General features: G+C 66.8%; 22 protein-coding genes and 2 tRNA genes. 14 read left to right on the plus strand and 10 right to left on the minus strand.

Going from position 1 to position 22,125, the window contains the following annotated elements; translation table 11 throughout:
- Nucleotides 1–3 precede the first annotated feature (3 nt).
- The 3 genes from rph to E0W60_RS14905 all read right to left on the minus strand — a co-directional run bounded on the left by rph (nucleotide 4) and on the right by E0W60_RS14905 (nucleotide 2,836).
- On the minus strand, nucleotides 4–723 hold the full coding sequence (gene rph, locus E0W60_RS14895) for a ribonuclease PH (protein WP_133094080.1): 720 nt from the start codon (nucleotides 721–723) through the stop codon (nucleotides 4–6).
- Nucleotides 724–831: 108 nt separating this feature from the next.
- Complete coding sequence (locus E0W60_RS14900; RefSeq protein WP_133094081.1) at nucleotides 832–1,746, minus strand: PP2C family protein-serine/threonine phosphatase; 915 nt, start codon at nucleotides 1,744–1,746, stop codon at nucleotides 832–834.
- A gap of 55 nt (nucleotides 1,747–1,801) precedes the next feature.
- Entirely contained in the window at nucleotides 1,802–2,836 is a 1,035-nt protein-coding gene (locus tag E0W60_RS14905) for a serine/threonine protein kinase (protein WP_135704824.1), read from the minus strand.
- Between the two features lie 216 nt (nucleotides 2,837–3,052).
- Between E0W60_RS14905 and E0W60_RS14910 the strand changes: the two genes are divergently transcribed.
- The 4 genes from E0W60_RS14910 (at nucleotide 3,053) to E0W60_RS14925 (ending at nucleotide 7,618) form a co-directional block, all read left to right on the plus strand.
- Nucleotides 3,053–3,988, plus strand: a complete 936-nt coding sequence (locus E0W60_RS14910; RefSeq protein ID WP_135704825.1) for a YicC/YloC family endoribonuclease — start codon at nucleotides 3,053–3,055, stop codon at nucleotides 3,986–3,988.
- A gap of 45 nt (nucleotides 3,989–4,033) precedes the next feature.
- Entirely contained in the window at nucleotides 4,034–4,696 is a 663-nt protein-coding gene (gmk, locus tag E0W60_RS14915; RefSeq protein WP_133094084.1) for a guanylate kinase, read from the plus strand.
- A gap of 95 nt (nucleotides 4,697–4,791) precedes the next feature.
- Nucleotides 4,792–4,995 carry a DNA-directed RNA polymerase subunit omega gene (gene rpoZ / locus E0W60_RS14920; RefSeq protein ID WP_006578656.1) on the plus strand — a complete coding sequence of 68 codons (204 nt, stop codon included), beginning with the start codon at nucleotides 4,792–4,794 and terminating at the stop codon, nucleotides 4,993–4,995.
- Nucleotides 4,996–5,086: 91 nt separating this feature from the next.
- Entirely contained in the window at nucleotides 5,087–7,618 is a 2,532-nt protein-coding gene (locus tag E0W60_RS14925; protein ID WP_218959574.1) for a RelA/SpoT family protein, read from the plus strand.
- Between the two features lie 98 nt (nucleotides 7,619–7,716).
- Here E0W60_RS14925 and greB read toward each other — a convergent pair whose 3' ends face one another.
- Nucleotides 7,717–8,280, minus strand: coding sequence for a transcription elongation factor GreB (gene greB, locus E0W60_RS14930; RefSeq protein WP_133094085.1), 564 nt, complete (start codon nucleotides 8,278–8,280; stop codon nucleotides 7,717–7,719).
- Between the two features lie 134 nt (nucleotides 8,281–8,414).
- Between greB and E0W60_RS14935 the strand changes: the two genes are divergently transcribed.
- The 3 genes from E0W60_RS14935 to E0W60_RS14945 all read left to right on the plus strand — a co-directional run bounded on the left by E0W60_RS14935 (nucleotide 8,415) and on the right by E0W60_RS14945 (nucleotide 9,242).
- Nucleotides 8,415–8,491, plus strand: a tRNA-Arg gene (locus E0W60_RS14935).
- A 189-nt stretch (nucleotides 8,492–8,680) separates the two neighbouring features.
- Nucleotides 8,681–8,941, plus strand: coding sequence for a hypothetical protein (locus E0W60_RS14940; protein WP_063237150.1), 261 nt, complete (start codon nucleotides 8,681–8,683; stop codon nucleotides 8,939–8,941).
- A gap of 225 nt (nucleotides 8,942–9,166) precedes the next feature.
- Nucleotides 9,167–9,242 (plus strand) — tRNA-Met (locus E0W60_RS14945).
- A gap of 127 nt (nucleotides 9,243–9,369) precedes the next feature.
- Here E0W60_RS14945 and E0W60_RS14950 read toward each other — a convergent pair.
- Entirely contained in the window at nucleotides 9,370–9,651 is a 282-nt protein-coding gene (locus tag E0W60_RS14950) for a hypothetical protein (RefSeq protein ID WP_133094086.1), read from the minus strand.
- Nucleotides 9,652–9,831: 180 nt separating this feature from the next.
- Between E0W60_RS14950 and E0W60_RS14955 the strand changes: the two genes are divergently transcribed.
- The gene (locus E0W60_RS14955) at nucleotides 9,832–10,515 is read left to right on the plus strand and encodes a Fe2+-dependent dioxygenase (protein ID WP_135704826.1); all 684 of its coding nucleotides are present in this window, start codon (nucleotides 9,832–9,834) and stop codon (nucleotides 10,513–10,515) included.
- Between the two features lie 73 nt (nucleotides 10,516–10,588).
- On the opposite strand, the gene E0W60_RS14960 is transcribed toward E0W60_RS14955, so the two are convergent.
- Complete coding sequence (locus E0W60_RS14960; protein ID WP_116317469.1) at nucleotides 10,589–10,897, minus strand: hypothetical protein; 309 nt, start codon at nucleotides 10,895–10,897, stop codon at nucleotides 10,589–10,591.
- A 154-nt stretch (nucleotides 10,898–11,051) separates the two neighbouring features.
- Nucleotides 11,052–12,500, minus strand: a complete 1,449-nt coding sequence (locus E0W60_RS14965) for a PLP-dependent aminotransferase family protein (protein WP_133094088.1) — start codon at nucleotides 12,498–12,500, stop codon at nucleotides 11,052–11,054.
- 131 nt (nucleotides 12,501–12,631) lie between these two features.
- Between E0W60_RS14965 and E0W60_RS14970 the strand changes: the two genes are divergently transcribed.
- The 3 genes from E0W60_RS14970 to lpxO all read left to right on the plus strand — a co-directional run bounded on the left by E0W60_RS14970 (nucleotide 12,632) and on the right by lpxO (nucleotide 14,687).
- The gene (locus E0W60_RS14970) at nucleotides 12,632–13,075 is read left to right on the plus strand and encodes a carboxymuconolactone decarboxylase family protein (protein WP_133094089.1); all 444 of its coding nucleotides are present in this window, start codon (nucleotides 12,632–12,634) and stop codon (nucleotides 13,073–13,075) included.
- Nucleotides 13,076–13,322: 247 nt separating this feature from the next.
- Complete coding sequence (locus E0W60_RS14975) at nucleotides 13,323–13,646, plus strand: hypothetical protein (RefSeq protein WP_133094090.1); 324 nt, start codon at nucleotides 13,323–13,325, stop codon at nucleotides 13,644–13,646.
- A 138-nt stretch (nucleotides 13,647–13,784) separates the two neighbouring features.
- Nucleotides 13,785–14,687 carry a lipid A hydroxylase LpxO gene (gene lpxO, locus E0W60_RS14980; protein ID WP_133094091.1) on the plus strand — a complete coding sequence of 301 codons (903 nt, stop codon included), beginning with the start codon at nucleotides 13,785–13,787 and terminating at the stop codon, nucleotides 14,685–14,687.
- Between the two features lie 58 nt (nucleotides 14,688–14,745).
- On the opposite strand, the gene E0W60_RS14985 is transcribed toward lpxO, so the two are convergent.
- Both E0W60_RS14985 and E0W60_RS14990 read right to left on the minus strand, forming a co-directional pair.
- Nucleotides 14,746–16,251: a sensor domain-containing diguanylate cyclase gene (locus tag E0W60_RS14985; protein WP_205751648.1), complete on the minus strand. Its 1,506-nt coding sequence runs from the start codon at nucleotides 16,249–16,251 to the stop codon at nucleotides 14,746–14,748.
- Nucleotides 16,252–16,451: 200 nt separating this feature from the next.
- Nucleotides 16,452–17,888, minus strand: a complete 1,437-nt coding sequence (locus tag E0W60_RS14990; RefSeq protein WP_135704827.1) for a PLP-dependent aminotransferase family protein — start codon at nucleotides 17,886–17,888, stop codon at nucleotides 16,452–16,454.
- A 175-nt stretch (nucleotides 17,889–18,063) separates the two neighbouring features.
- Here E0W60_RS14990 and E0W60_RS14995 point away from each other — a divergent pair, with 175 nt between their 5' ends.
- Complete coding sequence (locus E0W60_RS14995) at nucleotides 18,064–18,453, plus strand: hypothetical protein (RefSeq protein ID WP_240745934.1); 390 nt, start codon at nucleotides 18,064–18,066, stop codon at nucleotides 18,451–18,453.
- Between the two features lie 68 nt (nucleotides 18,454–18,521).
- Nucleotides 18,522–20,147, plus strand: a complete 1,626-nt coding sequence (locus E0W60_RS15000; protein ID WP_133094094.1) for an NAD(P)/FAD-dependent oxidoreductase — start codon at nucleotides 18,522–18,524, stop codon at nucleotides 20,145–20,147.
- On the opposite strand, the gene E0W60_RS15005 is transcribed toward E0W60_RS15000, so the two are convergent.
- A complete protein-coding gene (locus tag E0W60_RS15005; protein ID WP_135704828.1) occupies nucleotides 20,144–21,418 on the minus strand; it encodes a TIGR03862 family flavoprotein in 1,275 nt (424 codons plus the stop codon). The two genes, E0W60_RS15000 and E0W60_RS15005, sit on opposite strands and share 4 nt — an antisense overlap.
- 89 nt (nucleotides 21,419–21,507) lie before the next feature.
- On the opposite strand from E0W60_RS15005, the gene E0W60_RS15010 reads away from it, so the two are divergent.
- Nucleotides 21,508–22,125 carry a DUF1415 domain-containing protein gene (locus tag E0W60_RS15010; RefSeq protein WP_135704829.1) on the plus strand — a complete coding sequence of 206 codons (618 nt, stop codon included), beginning with the start codon at nucleotides 21,508–21,510 and terminating at the stop codon, nucleotides 22,123–22,125.

Here is a 22,125-nt window from a genome sequence, read left to right on the forward strand (position 1 = left end):
GCTTCAGGCCAGGCCGAGCGCTTCGCGCTGGTGCCGCACCAGGCGGGCGATGCCGGCTTCGGCCAGGCGCGTCATGGCGTCGAGGTCGGCGCGGCTGAATGGCGCGCCTTCGGCAGTGCCCTGCACCTCCACAAAGCCGCCGCTGCCGGTCATGACCACGTTCATGTCGGTGTCGCAGCTGCTGTCCTCGGCGTAGTCGAGGTCGAGCACCGGCACGCCGTCGACCATGCCGACCGAGACCGCGGCCACGTGGTCGCGGATCGGGCTGGCGGCAATCAGGCCATCGCGCAGCATGGTGGCGACCGCGTCGTGCGCGGCGACGAAGGCGCCGGTGATGGCCGCGGTGCGGGTGCCGCCGTCGGCCTGCAGCACGTCGCAGTCGAGGTGGATGGTGTATTCGCCCAGCGCCGCCAGGTCGAACACCGAGCGCATGGCACGGCCGATCAGGCGCTGGATTTCCTGCGTGCGGCCGGTCTGCTTGCCGCGCGCGGCCTCGCGGTCCGAGCGCGTGTGGGTGGCGCGGGGCAGCATGCCGTACTCGGCCGTCACCCAGCCTTCGCCGCTGCCTTTCTTGTGCGGCGGCACCTTGGCGAGCACGCTGGCGGTGCACAGCACCTTGGTATCGCCAAAGGCACAGAGGACTGAGCCCTCGGCGTGGCGGGTGTAGTGGCGGGTAAGGCTGATGGAACGCAGCGCATCGGCTGCGCGGCCGCTGGGTCGCATGGAATGTTCGGGTCGGAATCGGGGGAGAGACCGCGATTCTACCGCCGCCGGCCCGCGCGCGCTGCATACCGGCGCGCGGTGAAGGGCAAAGGCCGCCCGCGAACCGGGTCAGCGCATCAGGTTGCTGGTCTTGTCGATGGCGGCGCGGATCTCGGCGATCGAGCGCTCGATCTCTTCCTCGGACAGCAGGTCGCTGTCCGTGCCGGTGCGGTCCAGGATCGACGTGGTGAACGCGTTCAGCGGCAGCGTATCGGTCATCACCGAATCCGGCCCGGTGGTGTTGTTGTCCAGCTCCCACATCATGGCGATGCCGGTGGTGTTGTCGGCACCTTCGCCGGCGTTCTGCAGCGCCTGCTCGATCAGCGCCGGCACCGCCTGCACCACCGACAGCCGCGACAGCTTGTCGACCAGCGCCTGGTCGTCCAGCGGCCCCCACAGGCCGTCGGAGCAGAGCAGGGCGACATCGCCGGGCTCCAGCCGCACCGGGCCGCCCAGGTCGATCAGCGGCAGGTTGGGCGAGCCCAGGCAGTTGTAGAGCTTGTTGCGCTCGGGGTGGTTGGCCACGTGCATCGGCAGCACGCGTTCCTGCTGCAGCAGGTTCTCGATCTTGGAATGGTCGCGCGTGCGCGTCAGCAGCCGGCCCTTGCGCAACAGGTAGTAGCGCGAATCGCCGGCATGGGCCCAGTAGACCTGGCCGTGCTGGACCAGGCAGCAGACCACCGTGGTGCGCGGCACGTCGGCCATGCGATTGGCTTCCGCATAGCGGTGGATCTCGCGATGCGCCAGCATGATAGTGTCCTGCAGGAACTCCGCGGGGTTTCGTATCGCCGGGCGGGCCTGGGCCTGGAACTGCCGCGCCAGCGTCTGCAGCGCCTGCTGCGCTGCGACTTCACCGTGCGCATGGCCGCCGAGCCCGTCGGCCAGCACCATCAGCAGCGCGTCGCGCGTGAAGCAATAGCCCATGCGGTCCTGGTTGACGCGGCGGCCGCCTTTCCTGCTTTCCTGGTAGACAGAGAATCGCATGTTGGCTTCGGAAATTCAGTAAGGTCACCGCGCCCCGATGGGCGCGATTTGTGATTTATTCTACGCTCGCGCCGGAGCCCGGCTCGTCGCGGCGGCGCAGCAGCGTAAGGAAGCGCGAAGCGGGGGCAGGGCGCTCGACGGGGGCCGGCGGCGGCGCCAGCAGCGCCTGCCCGCTCAGCGCGTTGGTCTGCTCGCGCAGTTCCTTCTGCAGCCTGAATACGCTCTGCGGCCGCTCCGACGGCACCAGCCGCAGGCACCATTCGACCAGGTCGACCAGGCCGTTGGTATAGCTGCTGCGCAGCCGCACCAGCGCCTCGCCCATGCGGTCTTCCTTCTCGCGCTGGTTGGCTTCCTGCGGCGGCATGCCGGCCATGCAGGCATAGAGCGTGGCGCCCAGGCTGTAGATATCGGTCCAGGGCCCCAGGTCGGAATGCTTGCCGTACAGTTCGGGCGCGGCGAAGCCGGGCGTGTACATCGGCTGGAAGCGCGCCGCTTCCATGGTCAGCGTCTGCCGCGCGGCGCCGAAATCCAGCAGGATCGGCGACTCGTCCTCGCGCAGGTAGATGTTGCCGGGCTTGATGTCCAGGTGCAGCAGCTTGTGGATATGCACTTCACGCAGGCCGCTCATCAGGTCGTGGAAGACCTTGCGCATGAAATGCTCGCGCAGCACCTTGGCGCGGCCCTGCTGCCGGGCCGCCAGCACGTGCTCCTGCAGCGTCTTGCCCAGCTCGTAGTTCATCACCATGTAGACCGTGGCGTTCTCGCGGAAGAAATTCACCACGCGCACCACGCTCGGATGGGAAATGCGGGCCAGCGAGCGGCCTTCTTCAAAGAAGTACTTGAGGCCGAGGCGGAATGCCGCGGCGTTTTCCTCGGGCACCACGGGGATCAGTTCGCCCGGGTTGCGCCGCGCCAGCGACGACGGCAGGTACTCCTTGATCGCGACCGGCGCGCCGGTTTCATCGGTGGCCAGGTAGACGAAACTGAACCCCCCGCTGGCCAACTTCTTTACAATACGATAGTTGGACAACAGCGTGCCGACGGGCAGCGGTGCACTCTTCGGTTGTGTCGTGCCCTTGGACTCTGTCATGGGAATAGGGGCCGGATTTGCCTCCGCGGATGACTCCGCAGATTTGCCAACGGATTGTCCGGGCTAATCGGTCACTTGTAAAGAACACAAATACGGGCATTGTTGCCCTCCTTTCAACGTTTTGAGAGCGCTCCCGGTCCGGTTGCGGGAGGCTCGGGGAGGGTGCCCGCGGGCCGCCAGCGCCCCCGGGGCCGCCTCCACTCACGAGAACATCCAATGATCCACAGCATGACAGGCTATGGCCTGGCGACGCGCCAGGCGCCACTGACCAACGCACAGGGCGAGCCGAGCGGTCGCACCGCCTCCGTTTCGGTGGAATTCCGCACTGTCAATTCGCGTTTCCTCGACCTGTTGTTCCGGGCCCCGGAAGAGTGCCGCGCCTTTGAGCCGGCGCTGCGCGAGATGCTGATGGCCGAGCTGTCGCGCGGCAAGCTGGAATGCCGCATCAACCTGCAGCGCACCGATTCGGGCGGCGCCACGCTGGCGCTCAACGACAGCCTGCTGTCGCAGATCCGCGCGCTGGAGACCACCGTGGCCGGCACCTTCCCCAGCGCCGGCACGCTGCGCATGGGCGAGATCCTGCGCTGGCCGGGCGTGCTGGTCGAGCCCGAGCTGTCGCAGGACGCGCTGCGCGAAGCCGTGACCGGCGCCGCGCGCGAGGCACTGGATCAGCTGCTGGAAGCGCGCCGCCGCGAGGGCGAGGCGCTCAAGTCGGCGCTGATGGAGCGCGTCGATGCCATGCTGGCGATCGTCGAGCGCCTGACGCCGGCGATCCCGCAGCTGATCGCGCACCACCAGCAGAAGCTGACCGAGCGCCTGCAGGAAGCGTTCAACCTGGCCGCGCCCACCGGCATGCCGTCGATGAGCCGCGACGAGATTGCCGAGCGCATCCGCCAGGAAGCCACCGTCTACGGCATCCGCATCGACATCGCGGAAGAGCTGTCGCGGCTGCAGGCACACCTGAACGAGACCCGCCATATCCTGAAGAAGGGTGGGCAGGTCGGCAAGCGACTCGACTTCATGATGCAGGAGCTCAATCGCGAGGCCAACACGCTCGGTTCCAAGGCCGCCGCCAAGGAACTGGCCGATGCCTCGATGGAGCTCAAGCTGCTGATCGAGCAGATGCGCGAGCAGGTCCAGAACCTCGAATAACGCAGTAAAAAACCAGAATCACCCCGAAGTCACCGAATCATCATCATGAGCCAAACGTCTCAAACCGCGCCGCATCCTCCCATCGACACCGTCTACCCGGGCAACCTGTTCATGGTGGTGGCGCCGTCGGGAGCCGGCAAGTCGACGCTGGTCAACGCGCTGCTGGCGCAGGACCCGGCCATCCGGCTGTCGATCTCGCACACCACGCGCGCGCCGCGCCCGGGCGAGCAGGACGGTCGCGAATACCACTTCGTCACCGTCGACGCCTTCCGCGCCGCGCGCGACCGCGGCGATTTCCTGGAGTGGGCCGAGGTCCATGGCAACTACTACGCGACCTCGCGCGTGTGGATCGAGCAGCAGATGGCGCAAGGCAACGACGTGCTGCTCGAGATCGACTGGCAGGGCGCGCAGCAGGTGCACCAGCGCTTCTCCAACGCGGTCGAGATCTTTATCCTGCCGCCGTCGCTGACCGCGCTGGAAGAGCGCCTGAAGAAGCGCGGCCAGGACGAGCCCAACGTGATCGTGCGCCGGCTGCTGGCGGCGGGCAGCGAGATGTCGCATGCGTCGGAGTCGGACTACGTCATCATCAACGAGGTCTTCGACGATGCGCTGGAAGAGCTGCGCAACGTGGTTCGGGCCACCCGTCTGCGCTTTTCGTCGCAAAAGGCACGGCACGCGGAGCTGTTCATCGAGCTCGGCATCCACTGAGCCGAGGCACGCGAGCGCAGGCGCCGCCGGCGTTTTCCGCCGCGTGCTGTAAAATAGCAACCCAACACAAGGTTTTGTCCCAAGGTGGATTTGATATGGCGCGTATTACCGTCGAAGATTGTCTGAAACACATCCCGAATCGTTTCGAGCTCGCCCTGGCGGCCACGTACCGTGCGCGCCAGCTGGTGCAGGGCCACACGCCCAAGGTCGAGGCCAAGGACAAGCCGACCGTGGTGGCACTGCGCGAGATCGCGTCGGGCCAGGTCGGCATCGAGATGCTGAAGAAGGTCCCGACCTGATCGACCCGATCGAGCGGCCGGCCCATGGCTCATCCTCGCAACGTGCCAGCATATTTCCAGGCTCTCCAGCCGGATTCCAGGGGCCGCCGCCATGCCTTCGCCGCAACCGCCCTCCCAGCCTTCCTCTCCGTCGACGCCCGCGGCGGGCGCGCACGGCGATGCGGCACCGCCCACGGCGCGTAAGCGCACCATCCCGGGCCAGTCTTCCGTGAACGCGCGCACCGGCGCTCCCAATCTTCCCGATCCGCTCGGCGACGATGTCGTCGGGGAGCGTGCCGTCGCGCCCGCGCTGGCGCCGGGCAAGGCGAGGGCGCCCGCGCTGCAGGATGAGCTGGCCGCAGTGCAGGAAGCGACGCCTCCGGTGGCGGACAGCCTGTTTATCGATGCAGTGCTGGCGCAGTCATACCGGCACTTCTTCGGGCCGACCTCGCAGCCGGCGGTACCGCCGCGCCAGCAGGTCATTTCCATCACCCGGCTGATGGAAAAGCTCGCGTACCTGAAGGCGCCCGACCTGGCGCGCGTACGCGAAGCCTTCCAGTTTTCCGACGAGGCCCACCTGGGCCAGTACCGCCAGAGCGGCGAGCCCTACATCACCCATCCGGTGGCGGTGGCGGAGCTGTGCGCGGACTGGAAGCTGGATGTGCAGTCCATCATGGCGGCGCTGCTGCACGACGTGATGGAAGACCAGGGCATCACCAAGAGCGAACTGGCCGAGAAATTCGGCCCCAAGGTCGCCGAACTGGTCGATGGCCTGACCAAGCTGGACAAGCTCGAATTCCAGAGCCGCGAGCAGGCGCAGGCGGAAAGCTTCCGCAAGATGCTGCTGGCGATGGCGCGCGACGTGCGCGTGATCCTGGTGAAGCTGGCCGACCGTACGCACAACATGCGCACGCTCGACTTCGTGCCGCCGGAGAAGCGCCGCCGCATCGCGCTGGAGACCATGGAGATCTATGCGCCGATCGCGCACCGTCTCGGTCTCAACACCATCTACCGCGAACTGCAGGAACTGTCGTTCAAGGTCGGCTCGCCGTTCCGTTACGCCACGCTTGAAAAAGCGGTCAAGGCCGCGCGCGGCAACCGGCGCGAGGTGGTCAAGCGCATTCTCGAGGCGGCGCAGAAGGGGCTGGCCGATGCCGGCATCGTGGCCGAACTGTCCGGCCGCGAGAAAACGCTGTACAGCATCTACCGCAAGATGCACGACAAGCAGCTGTCGTTCTCGCAGGTGCTCGACGTGTATGGTTTCCGCGTGGTGGTGGAAACGCAGATGCACTGCTACATGGCGATGGGCGCGCTGCACGGTCTGTACAAGCCGATGCCCGGCAAGTTCAAGGACTATATCGCGATCCCCAAGATCAACGGCTACCAGTCGCTGCACACCACGCTGGTGGGCCCGTTCGGCACGCCGGTCGAGTTCCAGATCCGCACGCGCGACATGCACCAGATCGCCGAGGCCGGCGTGGCCGCGCACTGGATGTACAAGCACCAGGCCGACCACGCCAACGATATCCAGCAGCAGGCGCACCAGTGGCTGCAGTCGCTGCTCGATATCCAGAGCCAGACCGGCGATTCGCAGGAATTCCTCGAGCACGTCAAGATCGACCTGTTCCCGGATGCGGTCTACGTGTTCACGCCCAAGGGCCATATCCGCGCGCTGCCGCGCGGCGCCACCGCGCTGGACTTTGCCTACGCGGTGCACAGCGACCTGGGCAACCAGTGCGTCGCGGTCAAGATCAACAACGAGCTGCTGCCGCTGCGCACCGAACTCAAGAGCGGCGATATCGTCGAGGTGGTGACGGCGCCGTACTCCAAGCCGAATCCGGCGTGGCTGTCGTTCGTGCGCACCGGCAAGGCGCGCGCGGCGATTCGCCATTACCTGAAGACCACCAAGCTGGACGAAGCGATCCAGCTCGGCGAGCGGTTGCTGGAACAATCCGCGCGCCAGCTCGGCATCGAGCTGAAGGCGGTGCCGCAGTCGGTGTGGGACCGCATGATCCAGTGGACCGGCAACAAGCAGCGCGAAGACATCTTCGCCGACCTGGCGCTGGGCCGGCGCGTGCCGGCGGTGGTGGCCAAGCGCATGGAGATCCTGCTGCAGGAGCTGTCCGGCGACGTCGACAGCGCGCTGCTGGCGGCGGTGCAGACCTTTGCCGGCGAAGAGGCGCCCGCGGTGCCGATCACCGGCGACGAGGGCATGTCGATAATCTTCTCGGCGTGCTGCCGTCCGATCCCCGGCGATTCGATCGTGGGCTACCTGGGCAAGGGCGAAGGGCTGCAGATCCACGTGCAGGACTGCAAGATCGCCAAGCGCCTGCACAGCAAGGATCCGGAGCACTGGATCGACGTGATGTGGGCCAAGAAAACCACGCGTGCCTTCGACGTGTCGATCAAAGTGATGGTGCGCAACGTCAAGGGCATCGTCGCCCGCGTCGCCGCGGACCTGACCGCCGCCGATGCCAACGTCGCGCACGTGGCGATGGAGCAGCAGGACGGCAGCCACCAGGAAGCCACCTACATGCAGTTCATTATCCAGGTGCAGAACCGCCTGCACCTGGCCAACGTGATGCGCGGGCTGCGCCGCAACCCCGACGTCATCCGCATCTTCCGCGACCGCAACGACGGCTAGGCGGGCGTTTCAGGACGGCCCTGGCGTCGTTGTGCGGCCTTGTTGCCGTGCTACTTGTACAGTCTGCGGCCGCACGCCGCGCCAGGGCACATGCCCACTTATTGTTTCTTTGACGGGTAGCTCACTTCCAGGATATCGATCTGCTCGATCCCGGCCGGCGTGCGCAGTGGCACGGTGTCGCCTTCGCGCGCCTTGATCAGTGCCTTGGCGATCGGCGAGATCCAGCTCACGCAGTTGCTGTCCAGGTCCACTTCATCCATGCCCACGATAGTGATGGTGGTCTCTTCGCCGGCGCGGTTGGCGTAGGTGACGGTGGCGCCGAAGAAGATCTGGTCGTTGTCGCCCTGCAATGAGGGATCGACCACCTCGGCCTTGTCCAGGCGGCGCGTCAGGAAGCGGATGCGGCGGTCGATCTCGCGCAGGCGCTTCTTGCCGTAGAGATAGTCGCCGTTCTCGGAGCGGTCGCCATTGGATGCCGCCCACGAGACGATCTGCACCACATCGGGCCGGTCGACGTCGATCAGCTGCATCAGCTCATTGCGCAGGCGGTGGTAGCCTTCGGCGGTGATGTAGTTCTTGGTGCCGGGTGGCAGCGGCGTTGCGCCTTCGGGGAGGTCGTCGTCCTCGTCGCCAGAGGACTCTTTGACAAATGCCTTGTTCATGGTCCGGATCACATCTTCGGGTTCTCATTATAGAAAAACGCTGCGGACAGACCCACGCTCGCAAAAAGATGAGAAAAAAGTGCAGAAGGGGGTTCACAAATCTGAAATCTCAGATATAATCTCTTTTCTCGAGTGCGGCTGTAGCTCAGTTGGATAGAGTACTTGGCTACGAACCAAGGGGTCGTGGGTTCGAATCCTGCCAGCCGCGCCACCTATGCAGTAAGAAAAGGGCTTCCGGAAACGGAAGCCCTTTTTGTTTTCCTGCCTCTCTCTCCCTGTCTTTCGCATCGCTTGTAGTCCCCGCGCCGCCAGCGTTTTTGCTGCGCCACGGCTTGCGCGCGTCCTTGCCGCCTCCTAGGCTCGACTCAAGGGCAGTACAAGCCAAACCGGAGCAATGGGCATGGAAAACGACTGGCGCGTCGAGCAGTACCGCGACATGGATGTCTACGTCCAGGTGTCGCCGCAGGGCCAGGGAAGCATCGGTCGATGGGGCTATGAAGTGCGCGTGGCCCAGGAAGGCGTCGATCCCGCCGATGCGGGCGATACCGAAGTGCTGGTGAGCGGCTCGCAACAGTTCGCTACGCGCCATGCGGCGGAAGTGGCGGCGTTCGGTGCTGGCTATGCGCTGGTGGACCGCCTGCTCGGGCCGCCGCCCGAGTGATGCCCCCGCGCGCCACTTGCGCGCCGTTGCGCGGTTCGCAATGGCATATATCACGGCATGATCTGTGGCCGTTGACCTGGATCATTTTTGATCCGGGCCGGCATTCCTACGCTGGATGTGGTGACACCGCCAGGCATCGCGTGTGAGCACGCTGGCGATTTTTGCAGCCGGTCAAGAAAAGACTTGCCAGATCCGCGCGAATGCTGCATAATTTATTTCTTCAGACGCGGGGTGGAGCAGTTGGCAGCTCGTCGGGCTCATAACCCGAAGGTCGCAGGTTCAAGTCCTGCCCCCGCAACCAACACCTTTCGCGGTGTCCGCCGCAATTCTTCAAGGTGTTGTTCTCAAGGCCGTCCGGCCTGATTCATTCCCAGCTCCGAACTGAACTACGAACCTCCGCGATGATCGCGCTCGGTGCTTGCTCGTCGTCAGGCCGGCAATCGTTGCGCCGCCTGCAGGAAGGTATTGCGCACCAGCGACTGGTCTTCGCGCTCGGCTGCATCGGCGCGCTCCCGCAATCGCTTGGCCAGCACCGCCAGCGTGCCTTGTGCCTGCGGACCGCCTGCTGCCTGGCACTTGGCCACCGCTTCGCGCATCACGGCATCGAGCTCGGCGCCGACATCGGCACCATCGAAGGCGCTCACCGACAGGGCTGAAATGCGTTCCAGGTAGAGATTGACCAGCGCTTCGTCGTGTAGCGGTTCGGACATGTCTTCTCCTTGGCGATGACGGGAACACAAAAACCATTGTAGTGGAACCGGCGCCTGCGCAAGCTCAAACAATAATGATTCTTGTTCGAGCGGCATCAGGGTTCACATACAATACGCGTTCACGACGCGTCCGTCCGGCGTGCGCGCTTTCCCCATTCTTGCCCAGAGGTTGTCGCCACCATGTTGCTGCAGATTCCAGACGTACTTTCCAAGGACCAGGTGGCGCAGGTGCGGCAGATCATCGACGCCGCGCCGTGGACCGATGGCAATGAAACCTCGGGCTACCAGTCGGCGCTGGCCAAGCGCAACCTGCAGCTGCCCGAAGGCTCGCCCGCGGCGCGCCAGGTTGGCGACCTGATCCAGGATGCGCTGGGCAACAACGCGTTGTTCTTCTCGGCGGCACTGCCGCTGAAGGTATATCCGCCGCTGTTCAACCGCTACGAGGGCGGGCACACCTTTGCCAACCATGTCGACAACGCGATCCGCTACCTGCGCGGCACCAGCTTCCGCATCCGCAGCGACCTGTCGGCAACGCTGTTCCTGACCGGACCGGACCAGTACGACGGTGGCGAACTGGTGATCGAGGACACCTACGGCCAGCAGCGCGTGAAGCTGCCCGCCGGGCATATGGTGCTGTACCCGGCCACCAGCATCCACCACGTGACGCCGGTCACGCGCGGCGCGCGGGTGTCGTCGTTCTTCTGGATCCAGAGCATGGTGCGCGACGACGGCCAGCGTGCGCTGCTGTTCGAGATGGACGGGCGCATCCGCCAGACCGCGCAGGAACTCGGTCAGTCGCATGAAGCCGTTATCGGCCTGACCGGCGTCTATCACAACCTGCTGCGCCGCTGGGCGGACGCCTGAGCGCCGCCAGCGCCCGGCGCCGGGATACCGGCGGGGCGCTGCGTCGATGCAGCGGAGGGCGCGGCTGTTCGGGCTATTCGTCGCGCCGTCGCCGCATCTGCAACTGCTCGATGGGGGAGGGCTGGATGCGGCGCCGTGCCGGCCGCAGGGCGCGGTTCGGCCACAGCACGTAGTTGGTGTGCGGGTCCAGCGGCTTGCCGAGATACGAGACCCAGACCTGCACGCCGTGTTCGGTTTCGGCGATCACGGCCGCGACGGCACGCGCCGCGGCGGAAGGGGACTTGAGCAACTCCGCCAGGGCTTCGACGCCCTGCACGACATGATGCTTCACCCCTGAAAACCATGCGTACTGACGCATGGCGGACAACAAACGCTTGGTCATGAACGCGACTCTGGTGTGGTTGGAAGTGCGAATAAGACTGCTTCCGGTCCGATTTGTTCAACGGAAGCTTGCGAACGCCAGTATGACTGCGCGTGCGCTACTACGCATTCGGTGCGTACCCTGAGGCCGGCACTTTTGCTGGATGGCGGCAGCGTCACACGACGCGCGCCGGCTCGGGGGCCAAGGCAGAGAGTACCATTGCCAGCCGGTCGAGCGCCGGATCGATGTCGAGCAGGTCGATGGCGCCGAAGCCGAGCAGCAGGCCGGCGCAGGTCGGTGGCGGCGTGGCGTAGAAGGGGTCGAGGGTGGCCAGTTCCAGGTCCGCGAGCCGTGCCATCGCCACCAGCGCGTCGGAAGCCATTGGCACGCGCAGCCGCGCCGCCAGGTGAAACCCGGCCATTGCCGGCAGGGCTTCGAGCCACGGTGACAGGTCGCCGTGCAGCCGCGCCAGCAGCCGCGCGCGCCGCTGCGCATGGCGCGCGTGAGAGCGCCGGATATGGCGCAGCAGGTGTCCCTCCGACATGAAGCGCGCCAGCGCCTGCTGGATCAGCGTCGGGGTGTACCAGTCCATCAGGTGCTTGACCTTGCGTGCCGCCGGCATCAGCCATGGCGGCACCACCAGATAGCCGCAGCGCAGGTTGGCCAGCAGCGTCTTGGAAAACGTCCCCAGGTACACCACGCGGCCGTGGCGGTCCAGCGTCTGCAGTGCGTCCAGCGCCTGCCCGCCATAGCGGAACTCGCTGTCGTAGTCGTCCTCCAGGATCACCGCGTGGCGGCGCGCGGCCCAGTCGAGCAGCGCCTGCCGCCGCGCCAGGCTCATCGGCACGCCCAGCGGCGACTGGTGCGACGGCGTGACGAAGACCAGCGTCGCCTCGCCGGGCAGCGCCTCCACCACCAGTCCTTCGCCGTCCACCGGTACCGGCACCACGCGCGCGCCCAGCCCCTGGAACAACGCGCGGGCCATCGGGTAGCCGGGATTCTCCATGGCTACCACGGCGCCCGGCCCAAGCAGCAGCCGCGCGGCCAGGTCGATGCCCTGCTGCGCGCCGGCGGTGACCAGGATATCGGTGGGAGCGCCCTGCACGCCGCGGGTGAAGGCAATATGAGTGGCAATGGCCTGCCGCAGCGGCATCTCGCCACTGGGATCCGCGGGCCCGGGCGCGCGTTGCCGCTCCGCCGCGAGTGCCGCGCGCACGCAGCGCGACCAGGCTTCGTGCGGAAAGCGCGCGGTGTCGGCCTGGCCTGGCTGGAAGGCGTAGCGCGCGCCGCCGGCCGGCCCGAGGAAGGGCGCCTCGGCCGCCATCCAGCGCAGAACTGCCGGCGGCAGCACCGGCGCGGCGGCGATGCGCACCGGCTTGCGCGCCAGTCCCTCGGCGACATAGGTGCCATCGCCGACGCGGGCGTGCAGCCAGCCCTCCGCCACCAGCCGCTCGTAGGCCGTGGTCACGGTCTTGCGCGCGACGCCCAGCTGCGTGCCGAGCAGCCGCGTGGGCGGCATGCGTGCGCCGGCCTCCAGGCGCCCCGACTGGATGGCGTCGCGGATCTGGTGGACGATCTGCGCGGTCAGGTCGCCGGCGTGGTCCAGCGCGAGATGGAGCTCCATGGTCGTTGCGTGGAATTGGTCTACCGATTTTGCCGGAAATTGGCTGTGTACGGAGCCAATCGCGGCGGCTATCTTTGAGTCCAGCGGGCCAGCGCCCGCCAATCACTCAACCGGATCCCTGGAGAATCGACATGGAAGAACGTATGAACTGGCAAGACGTGGCCCCTGATGCCTACAAGGCCATGGTCGGCGTAGAGATCTACATTGCCCGCTGCGGGCTGGAAAACAGCCTGAAGGAACTGGTGAAGATCCGTGCGTCGCAGATCAACGGCTGTGCCTTCTGCCTGGATATGCATGTGACCGACGCGCGCAAGCACGGCGAGAGCGATCGCCGCCTGAGCCTGCTGCCGGCATGGCGCGAAGTGAGCTGGTTCAGCGCGCGCGAGCGTGCCGCGCTGGCCTGGACCGAGGCGCTGACGCTGCTGCCGCAAAGCCAGGCGCCCGACGCCGACTACAACGCGGTGCGCGAGCAGTTCTCGGAAAAGGAAATTGCCGACCTGACGCTGCTGATCTCGATGATCAATGCGTGGAACCGTTTCGGCGTCGGCTTCCGCCGCCAGCCGCCGGCGCTCTGAACATAGCGCCACGCTCGCCGCCGCGGCCGGTCCACAGGCCCCGGCGCGCTGCATTTGCTCGCGTCTGTGGCGCCGAGCGGAAGGCACAATCCCACGCGGGTGGCGGGCAGGCATCGTGGCCCGACAGGCCATGCGATGGTAGGCTATGGCAATGGCTACGCCGATCAGGTCGAGCGCGATGGCACGTAGTTCGTCGCCGCGTGACTGGCGATGCCCATCGCGTTCATGCTGTGCCAGGAGTCTGCCCATGACAGAAGACACCCTGCTGCAATTGATGGCCGAGGTCGAGAAGGAAGACCCGATCGACTACGCCGACCTGCCGTTCGATGACCGCGCGCTGCGCCAGCTGGCATGCCGGCTGATCGCCGAGCGCTCCGAGCAGCTGGAAGCCTCCGGCATGCCGATGGAAGCGCTGCTGGCCACGATGTGGGCCTCGACCGCCAAGCTGGTGCTGGAAAACCTGGTGCTTAACGCCCGCCTGCTGACGCTGCAGGGCATGCCCGAAGATGCCCAGGCGCTGATCGATCGGATCGCGCGCCAGTCGCGCGGCGGCCCGGATCGCGAGTCCTGACAGCCGCTCCGTTGCGATGTGCTGCAGCCGCCACTGGCTGCGCTGTGGCGGCCATTTCGGTAAAATGCCGGTTTTCGCCCAACTGCCCGCTGCGCCCGTCATCATGCGCGCCAGGGCGGCCAACCAGGAGGATTTCGGGTGATCAAGTGGATAATCGTCGCGGGCTACCTCGGTGCCATCCTGTATGTGCACTTCCGCGGCAAGGTAAGGCTGAAGATCTGGCGCCAGCTGCTGGACCATTCGGCGCTGGTCGCGCCGATCAACTGCTTTATGTACGCGTTCTCGGGCGTGCCGCGCACGCCGTATATTCCGGTCAAAAATTTCCCCGACCTGGAGAAGCTGCGCGCCGCGTGGCCGGAGATCCGCGACGAAGGCCTGGCGCTGGCCGCGATGCGCAAGATCAAGGCCGCGGACAAGAACGACGACGCCGGCTTCAATTCCTTCTTCAAGTACGGCTGGAAGCGTTTCTACCTGAAGTGGTACGAGGCCCAGCACCCGTCCGCCGAAGTGCTGTGCCCCAAGACCGTGGCGCTGCTGCGCGAGCTGCCGAGCGTGAAGGCCGCGATGTTCGCCGAGCTGCCCCCGGGCGGCAAGCTCAATCCGCACCGCGACCCGTTCGCGGGCTCGCTGCGCTACCACCTGGGCCTGGCCACGCCCAACGATGACCGCTGCTTCATCGAGGTCGACGGCGAGCGCCACAGCTGGCGCGACGGCGAGGGCGTGGTGTTCGACGAAACCTACCTGCACTGGGCCGAGAACCGCAGCGACGCCAACCGGCTGATCCTGTTCTGCGATATCGAGCGGCCGATGCGCTATGGCTGGGCCGCCAGGTTCAACCACTGGATGGGCCGCAAGGTCATGACCGCGGCCAGCTCGCCCAATGACGAGCACGACCAGACCGGCATGATCAACAAGCTGTTCCGCTTTGTCTGGCTGGGCGGGCAATATCGCCGCCGCTTCAAGGCGTGGAACCGCCAGCTGTACTACGTGGCCAAGTTCGGCCTGATCGTGGGGGGCGTGGCCCTGGTCATCTTCCTGTAGTACGCGATGTCATCAGCAAAAGAGCCGGCGCAAGCCGGCTCTTTTGCGCTGGGCTGCTTCAGTTCTCGCGGCGGCGCTCGTTGCCCAGCGCCTCGTAGTGCGCGCGCTTGGCTTCGTACATGCGGCTGTCGGCCACCTTGACCGAGTCGGTCAGGCGCTCGCCCTGCACGCAGGTGGCGTGGCCGATAGAGAAGCTCAGGCGCACGCCGGGATAGAAGGTGTTGTTCAGCTCGACCACCTTCTCGATCTGCTCGACCACCGTGGCGGCGCCGCGCTCGTCGCGGCCGGGCAGCAGCACCATGAATTCGTCGCCGCCGATGCGCGCCACGCAGGCCTGCTCGCCCACCGCTTTCTTCAGCACCTCGCCGGTGCGGCGCAGCAGGCCGTCGCCGTCCCCGTGGCCGAACTGGTCGTTGACCACCTTCAGTCCGTTCAAATCCACCGCCACCACGCTGACCGGCCATGGTCCCTTGCGGCCGAGCCGAGCCAGTTCGTCTTCATAGTAGGCGCGGTTGTAGAGCTTGGTCAGCACGTCGTGCTTGCCCAGGAATTCGACATAGGCCTCGGCCTTCTTGCGCGCGGTGATGTCGGTCAGCGACACCAGCACCTGGTCCCAGTCGGCCTCGCAGCCGGGGAAGACCGACCACTGCATGAAGACGTCGACCTGGCGGCCATCGAGCGCGTAGTTGATGACTTCGCGCTGCTGCCACAGCTTCTCGTGCCAGAGGTCGATCAGCTGCTCGGCAAAGTGGATGCGCATGTCGTCGCGGAACACGTCGCCGAGGCGCGACAGCAGGATCTCCTTGGACTCGGCGCCAAACATCAGCAGCGTCTGCCGGTTGACGTCGAGCACGCGGATCTCCTGCATGCAGCGCGAGACGAAGTCTGGATGCACGTTGAGGAAAGTGCGGAAGTCGGTGATGCCGGCTGCGCGCACTTCATCGAGCAGCATCTTGACCGCGCTGAAGTCTTCCACCCACAGCGATACCGGCGAGTGTTCGAACAGGCCAACGGCGTATTGCTCGCTGCGGCGCAGCTCGCGTTCGGTGCGCACGCGCGCGGTGATGTCCTCGATCGACAGCAGTACGCGCTCCCAGCTGCCTTCATGGCCGGGCATCACCGTGGCTTCGAGCCGGATGTCGAGGCGTTCGCCGTCCAGCGTGTAGTTGACGGTCTGGCTGGCAAAGCGGTTGCCGCCGTCCCAGAGCTGGCCGAGTTCTTCCACATGCTGGTCGAACATGTCGTCGCGGAAGACCGTCTCGAGATTGGCGATGAGGTCATCGAGGTCGGCCGCGCGGAACAGGTCGAGCGTGCGCTGGTTGACGTCGATCACGCGGATCAGCGACGAGCATTGCGCCACCTGGTGCGGATTGGCGCGCAGGTAGGCGCGCAGGTCGGTGACCCCGTCGCGGCGCAACTGTTCGAAGTGCACCCGCACGTCGCTGAAGTCTTCCAGCCACAGTGACACCGGGGCGAGCTGGAACAGTGTCTGGTAATCGTCGAAGCTGTTGCCCGGCTCGGTGCCGGCAGGGCGGTTGCGCGATGCCGCGGATGGACTGCTCAAGGCCACTCTCCTTTGTTCTTGTTCCCGTCTGGCGGCGGAGCTCGCAAGTTACCGGGGACCAGCCGGGCCATGGCCGCCGCGCCAGCGCACTAGGATAGGCGAGGCGGCGGCAAATGGGGACAAACCGGCGCAAAAAAGCCGGTCGATCGGGAAGGGCGGATCGGGCCGGTGCTGCAAAAATGCGTAGCGGCAGCGGATGCTCAGCCCGCCAGCTTCTGGACCACGCCGGCGAGTGTGGCCAGCGCGCGCTCGATCTGCGCCGATCGCGGCGTGCCGCAGTTGATGCGCAGGCAATGGTCGAAGCGCCCGGCGTTGGAGAACATCACCCCGGGCATGACGCGGATGCCGGCCTGCAGCGCCTGGTCGAAAACCGCCTCGGACGAGACCTGCGCGGGCATCTCCACCCACAGGTGCATGCCGCCGCGCGGCGAGCCCAGCCGCGTGCCGGCCGGGAAGCTGGTCGCCACCGCCTGGGCGAACCATTCGCGCTGCAGCTGCAGCCGCGTGCGCAGGCGGCGCAGGTGCCGTTCATGCGCGCCGCTGGCGAGGAAGTCCGCCGCCGCCATCTGCGACAGCATCTCGTTGGGCCGCGACAGCCCGAACTTGAGCATTTCCACGCGCGGCTGCCATTTGCCGGCGGCGATCCAGCCGAGCCGCATGCCCGGCGCCAGCACCTTGTGCAGCGAAGCGCAGTGGATCACGTTGCCGCTGCTATCCCAGGCCTTGGCCGCCGCCGGCTGCGTATCGCCGTCGGCGGTGGCGGAGAAGCAGTCGTCCTCGATCAGCGCGATGCCGCGCGCCTCGCACCACTGCACCAGCCGCGCCTTGTGCGCGTCGGGCATGATGCAGCCGAGCGGGTTCTGCAGGTTGGGCACCACCGCCACCGCGCGGATATTGTCGTAGTGCTGTGCCGCCAGTTCGAGCGCTTCGAGCGACATCCCGGTCTGCGGGCTGCACGGGATTTCCAGCGCGCGCATGCCGAGGCTTTCGAGGATCTGCAGCAGCCCGTAGTAGGTGGGCGATTCCACCGCGATCACGTCGCCCGGGCCGGCCACCGCGCGCAGCGCCAGGTTGAGCGCCTCGGTACAGCCGTGCGTGATGACGATCTCCTCCGGCGCCAGCTGCATCCGCGCGTGCAGCGCCTGGCGCGCGATGGCGCCGCGCAGCGGCGCATGGCCCTCCGGCTCGACCGCCTCGGCGAACAGCATCGGATGCCGGCGCAGGGCGCGCGCTGCGGCGCTGCGCAGCGCATCGGCGGGATACAGCGAGGGCGCGCAGTAGGCGCCGCCCAGGTTGGTATGGACATGCTGGTGCTGGCTGCGCGCCAGCAGCCCCGAAATGCGCTGGTGGATGCCGACGTACTGCGCGGGATCGGGCAGCGCTGCGTCGGGCTCGGTCAGCGGCGCGAGCGGCGCGCGCTGGGGCGCCGAAACAAAATAGCCGGCGCGCGGTCGGGCTTCGAGCAGGCCGTCGCTCTCCAGCTGGCGGCAGGCCTGCAGCGCCGTGGACAGGCTGACGCCGTGCAGTCCCATCAGCGCGCGCACGGAGGGCATGCGGTCGCCGGCGGTCAGGGTGCCGGCTTCGATGGCGCGGCGGTAGTGGCCGGCAACCTGGCGGTAGAGCGGGGTGGATTCCATGGCGGCATCGTGGCGCGGAAGGCCATCGGGTTACAGATACAGATGCGGGGCCTCTGTATCGTAACAGCCCCGGTTTTGCCTTGCTGTTACGGTCGAGGTCGCACGGGGGTGTGCCTGCCGCGCGCGAGAGGCGGTCGATAGGCTGGAGTCCTGTGCCTGTTACCGGAGCCAAGCCATGCCAAGCGTATCGATCGACACTTCAGCAGCCGTCCCGCAGGTGTCAGCCACGCGCCTGTCCGCCGGGCAATGCCTGCATCTGCATGTGCCCGCGGGTACGGTGCTGCATGCCGGCGCAGGGCAGGTCGAGATCAGCGGGCCGCCGCAATGGCTGGCCGAAACCTGCCACATTCCGCGCCGGCGCCTGCGTGCGGGCGAGTCCCTGACCATGCCGGCGCGAGGCTGGGTGCAGGTGGCGGCGGGCTGCGACGCCGTCTTTACCATCGCGGTGCCGCCTGGCCTGTTCTCCCGCCTGGCGGCGCTGCTGGAGTGGCGCAAGCGCCGCGTGCCGTGGCTATCGCGGCACCAGCCGCAATCGATTGCCGACCCGGCGCCCGAAAAACTATAAAATTGCGCTCCGGCCGGACCTGGCACATTGGTGTGCCCAACCCCCCGGCCGCAGTTCCCGGGTTCCCCATGCTACGTCTAAGTGAAGTCAAACTCCCGCTCGACCATACCGAAGCCGACCTGGACGCCGCCGTGCGTACCAGCGCCGCGCAGATCGGTGTCAAGGGAGACGGCCTGATCGGCTATACCGTATTCCGCCGCGCCCACGATGCGCGCAAGCGCTCCGACATCAAGCTGACCTACATCATCGATCTCGAAGTCAGCGACGAAGCCGCGGCGCGCAAGCGCATGGCCGGCAAGCCCAACTGGAGCGTGACGCCCGATATGGAGTACCACTTCGTCGCGCGCGCCCCGCAGGGCGGGCCCGCGCTGCGGCCGGTGGTGATCGGCATGGGCCCGTGCGGGCTGCTCGCCGGCCTGATCCTGGCGCAATCCGGCTTCCGCCCGATCGTGCTGGAGCGCGGCAAGGAAGTGCGCGAGCGCACCAAGGACACGTTCGGCCTGTGGCGCAAGAGCGTGCTCAACCCGGAGTCGAACGTGCAGTTCGGCGAAGGCGGCGCGGGCACGTTCTCGGACGGCAAGCTGTACAGCCAGATCAAGGACCCGAAGCACTACGGGCGCAAGGTGCTGAACGAGTTCGTGCGCGCCGGCGCGCCGGAAGACATCCTGTACAAGGCGCGCCCGCATATCGGCACTTTCCGCCTGGTCAGCATGGTCGAGAAGATGCGCGCCGAGATCATCGAGCTGGGCGGCGAGATCCGCTTCGAAACGCGCGTCGACGATATCGACATCGACGGCGGCAAGGTGCGCGGCCTGAAGCTGTCGAATGGCGAGTACCTGGAAGCCGACCACGTCATCATGGCGGTCGGCCACAGCGCGCGCGATACCTTCCAGATGCTGCACGACCGCGGCGTGTTCATGGAGGCCAAGCCGTTCTCGCTGGGCTTCCGCATCGAGCATCCGCAGGGCCTGATCAACCGCAGCCGCTTCGGCAAGTTCGCCGGCAACAAGCTGCTGGGCGCGGCCGACTACAAGGTGGTGCACCACTGCAGCAACGGGCGTTCGGTGTACAGCTTCTGCATGTGCCCGGGCGGCACGGTGGTGGCGGCGGCGTCGGAGCCGGGGCGCGTGGTGACCAACGGCATGAGCCAGTACAAGCGCGCCGAGCGCAATGCCAACGCCGGCATCGTGGTCGGCATCACGCCGGAAGACTATCCGGGCGGCCCGCTGGCCGGCATCGAGTTCCAGCGCAAGTGGGAAGAGCGCGCGTTCGAGCTTGGCGGCAGCAACTACAACGCGCCGGGACAGCTGGTGGGCGACTTTATCGCCGGCCGTGCGTCGACGTCGCTGGGCTCGGTCGAGCCTTCGTACAAGCCGGGCGTGACGCCGACCGACCTGAGCACGTCATTGCCCGACTACGTGATCGAGGCGATCCGCGAAGGCATTCCGGAGATCGACAAGAAGCTGCCCGGCTTCGCGCTGCATGACGCGGTGCTGACCGGCGTGGAGACGCGCACCTCGTCGCCGCTGCGCATCCGCCGTAACAACGACGACTACCAGAGCATCAACGTCAGGGGCCTGTACCCGGCGGGCGAGGGCGCTGGCTATGCCGGCGGCATCTACTCGGCCGCGATCGATGGCATCGAGGTGGCCGAGGCGGTGGCGCTCAGCATCGTCGGCGGCAAGCAGGCTTAGGTTTGCCTCAGATACGCCGCGGCGCCCAGCGCCGCGGTGCGTCCGCTGGCGAAGCATGCCGTCAGCAGGTAGCCGCCGGTGGGCGCTTCCCAGTCCAGCATTTCGCCCGCGCAGAAGACGCCCGGCAGGGCGCGCAGCATCAGCCGTTCATCCATCGCTTCGAAACGCACGCCGCCGGCGCTGCTGATGACCTCGTCAATCGGACGCGGGCGCAGCAGGCGCAACGGCAGCGCCTTGAGCGATACGGCCAGCGTGCCGGGATCCTGCATCGCATCTTTCGTCAGGCATTCGCGCAGCAGCCCGGCCTTGACGCCGGTGATGCCGAGCCGGCTCTGCAGGTGGCTCGACAGCGAACGCGAGCCGCGCGGATGGTTCACTTCGTTGCCGACCTGTTCCGCGGTGTGCGAGGGCAGCAGGTCGAGGTGTATCACCGCGCTGCCATCGGCTTCGAGCCGGTCGCGCATCGGCGCCGATAACGCATAGACCAGGCTGCCTTCGATGCCCGTAGCGCTGATGACGAACTCGCCCTGGCGATAGTGCGCGTTGCCATCGCGATCGGTCAGTGCGATCGCCACCGGCTTGACCGGCGTGCCGGCGAAACGGTCGGCAAACGATTCGCTCCATGCCACATCGAAACCGCAGTTAGCCGGCCGCAGCGGCGCGATATCGACGCCACGGTCAGCCAGCCGCGGCACCCACGCACCATCCGATCCCAGCCGCGCCCAGCTTGCGCCGCCGAGCGCCAGCACCACGGCACGCGCGGGCACCGGCACTTCGCCATGCGGCGTGGCGAAGCGCAGCACGTGCAGCGCTCCCTGATCCCGGTCCTCCCAACCCAGCCAGCGATGCCGCATATGGAACTGCACGCCGGCCTCGCGCAACCGGTGCAGCCATGCGCGCAGCATCGGCGCGGCCTTCATGTCGGTCGGGAAAACGCGGCCCGAGCTGCCGACGAAGGTGTCGATGCCAAGCCCGTGCACCCACTCGCGCAGCGCCTGCGGGCCGAAGTCCGCAAGCATCGGCGCGATCTGCGCGGCACGGGCGCCATAGCGGCCGAGGAAGGCCGGTTCCGGCTCGGCATGCGTGAGGTTCATGCCGCCCTTGCCGGCCATCAGGAACTTGCGCCCGACCGACGGCATCGCGTCATAGACCGCCACGCTGGCGCCTTGCGCCACCAGCACTTCGGCAGCCATCAGCCCGGCCGGTCCTCCGCCGATGATGGCGACATCTGGTGGGTTGGCGGTGGCAGCGGGAGGCGTGGCAGGGGACATGGGGCGCTCGGCAAGGACAGCAGTGTTTCCGCCGCGGATTATAGAGCCTGCGGCAGCGCTAGAATGACGGTTTGCCCGGTATCCCCATCATGCCCTCCGCCGCCACTTCCGCAGACGCTGTCATCGCCGCCACCCGCCACTGGCTTGAGCGCGCGGTGATCGGGCTCAACCTGTGCCCATTTGCCAAGAGTGTTTATGTGAAGGAGCAGGTGCGCTACGTGGTCAGCACCGCCACCGAAGCGCCGGATGTGCTGGGTGAACTCGAGCGCGAGTTGCGCCTGCTCGATGAGACGGATCCGGCGGAGATCGACACCACGCTGCTGATCCTGCCCCACGCGGTGGCCGATTTCCTCGACTACAACGACCTGCTGTACTTCGCCGACCGCCTGCTCGGCAGCCTGGGCCTGGAAGGCACGCTGCAGATCGCCAGCTTCCATCCGCAGTACCAGTTCGCCGATAGCGAGCCTGACGACATCGAGAACTACACCAACCGCGCACCGTATCCGATCCTGCACTTGCTGCGCGAGGACAGCATCGCGCGCGCGGCGGCGGCCTTCCCGGATGCGGCGGATATCTACGAGCGCAACCAGGCAACCATGCGCCGCCTGGGGCATGCGGGCTGGCGCCGCGTGATGGCGGGCGAGGACGAAGCCGAAGACAAAGCCGAAGACAAAGCCACCGGCAAGAACCCGCCCCCGAAAGACTGA

The sequence above is a fragment of the Cupriavidus oxalaticus genome (assembly GCF_004768545.1).
Classification (GTDB): Bacteria; Pseudomonadota; Gammaproteobacteria; order Burkholderiales; family Burkholderiaceae; genus Cupriavidus; species Cupriavidus oxalaticus_A.

Coding starts and splice junctions, on each gene's coding strand:
- rph (WP_133094080.1), bottom strand. CDS start 723: ATGCGACCCAGCGGCCGCGCAGCCGATGCGCTGCGTTCCATCAGCCTT.
- E0W60_RS14900 (WP_133094081.1), bottom strand. CDS start 1,746: ATGCGATTCTCTGTCTACCAGGAAAGCAGGAAAGGCGGCCGCCGCGTC.
- E0W60_RS14905 (WP_135704824.1), bottom strand. CDS start 2,836: ATGACAGAGTCCAAGGGCACGACACAACCGAAGAGTGCACCGCTGCCC.
- E0W60_RS14910 (WP_135704825.1), top strand. CDS start 3,053: ATGATCCACAGCATGACAGGCTATGGCCTGGCGACGCGCCAGGCGCCA.
- gmk (WP_133094084.1), top strand. CDS start 4,034: ATGAGCCAAACGTCTCAAACCGCGCCGCATCCTCCCATCGACACCGTC.
- rpoZ (WP_006578656.1), top strand. CDS start 4,792: ATGGCGCGTATTACCGTCGAAGATTGTCTGAAACACATCCCGAATCGT.
- E0W60_RS14925 (WP_218959574.1), top strand. CDS start 5,087: ATGCCTTCGCCGCAACCGCCCTCCCAGCCTTCCTCTCCGTCGACGCCC.
- greB (WP_133094085.1), bottom strand. CDS start 8,280: ATGAACAAGGCATTTGTCAAAGAGTCCTCTGGCGACGAGGACGACGAC.
- E0W60_RS14940 (WP_063237150.1), top strand. CDS start 8,681: ATGGAAAACGACTGGCGCGTCGAGCAGTACCGCGACATGGATGTCTAC.
- E0W60_RS14950 (WP_133094086.1), bottom strand. CDS start 9,651: ATGTCCGAACCGCTACACGACGAAGCGCTGGTCAATCTCTACCTGGAA.
- E0W60_RS14955 (WP_135704826.1), top strand. CDS start 9,832: ATGTTGCTGCAGATTCCAGACGTACTTTCCAAGGACCAGGTGGCGCAG.
- E0W60_RS14960 (WP_116317469.1), bottom strand. CDS start 10,897: ATGACCAAGCGTTTGTTGTCCGCCATGCGTCAGTACGCATGGTTTTCA.
- E0W60_RS14965 (WP_133094088.1), bottom strand. CDS start 12,500: ATGGAGCTCCATCTCGCGCTGGACCACGCCGGCGACCTGACCGCGCAG.
- E0W60_RS14970 (WP_133094089.1), top strand. CDS start 12,632: ATGGAAGAACGTATGAACTGGCAAGACGTGGCCCCTGATGCCTACAAG.
- E0W60_RS14975 (WP_133094090.1), top strand. CDS start 13,323: ATGACAGAAGACACCCTGCTGCAATTGATGGCCGAGGTCGAGAAGGAA.
- E0W60_RS14990 (WP_135704827.1), bottom strand. CDS start 17,888: ATGGAATCCACCCCGCTCTACCGCCAGGTTGCCGGCCACTACCGCCGC.
- E0W60_RS14995 (WP_240745934.1), top strand. CDS start 18,064: ATGCCAAGCGTATCGATCGACACTTCAGCAGCCGTCCCGCAGGTGTCA.
- E0W60_RS15000 (WP_133094094.1), top strand. CDS start 18,522: ATGCTACGTCTAAGTGAAGTCAAACTCCCGCTCGACCATACCGAAGCC.
- E0W60_RS15005 (WP_135704828.1), bottom strand. CDS start 21,418: ATGTCCCCTGCCACGCCTCCCGCTGCCACCGCCAACCCACCAGATGTC.
- E0W60_RS15010 (WP_135704829.1), top strand. CDS start 21,508: ATGCCCTCCGCCGCCACTTCCGCAGACGCTGTCATCGCCGCCACCCGC.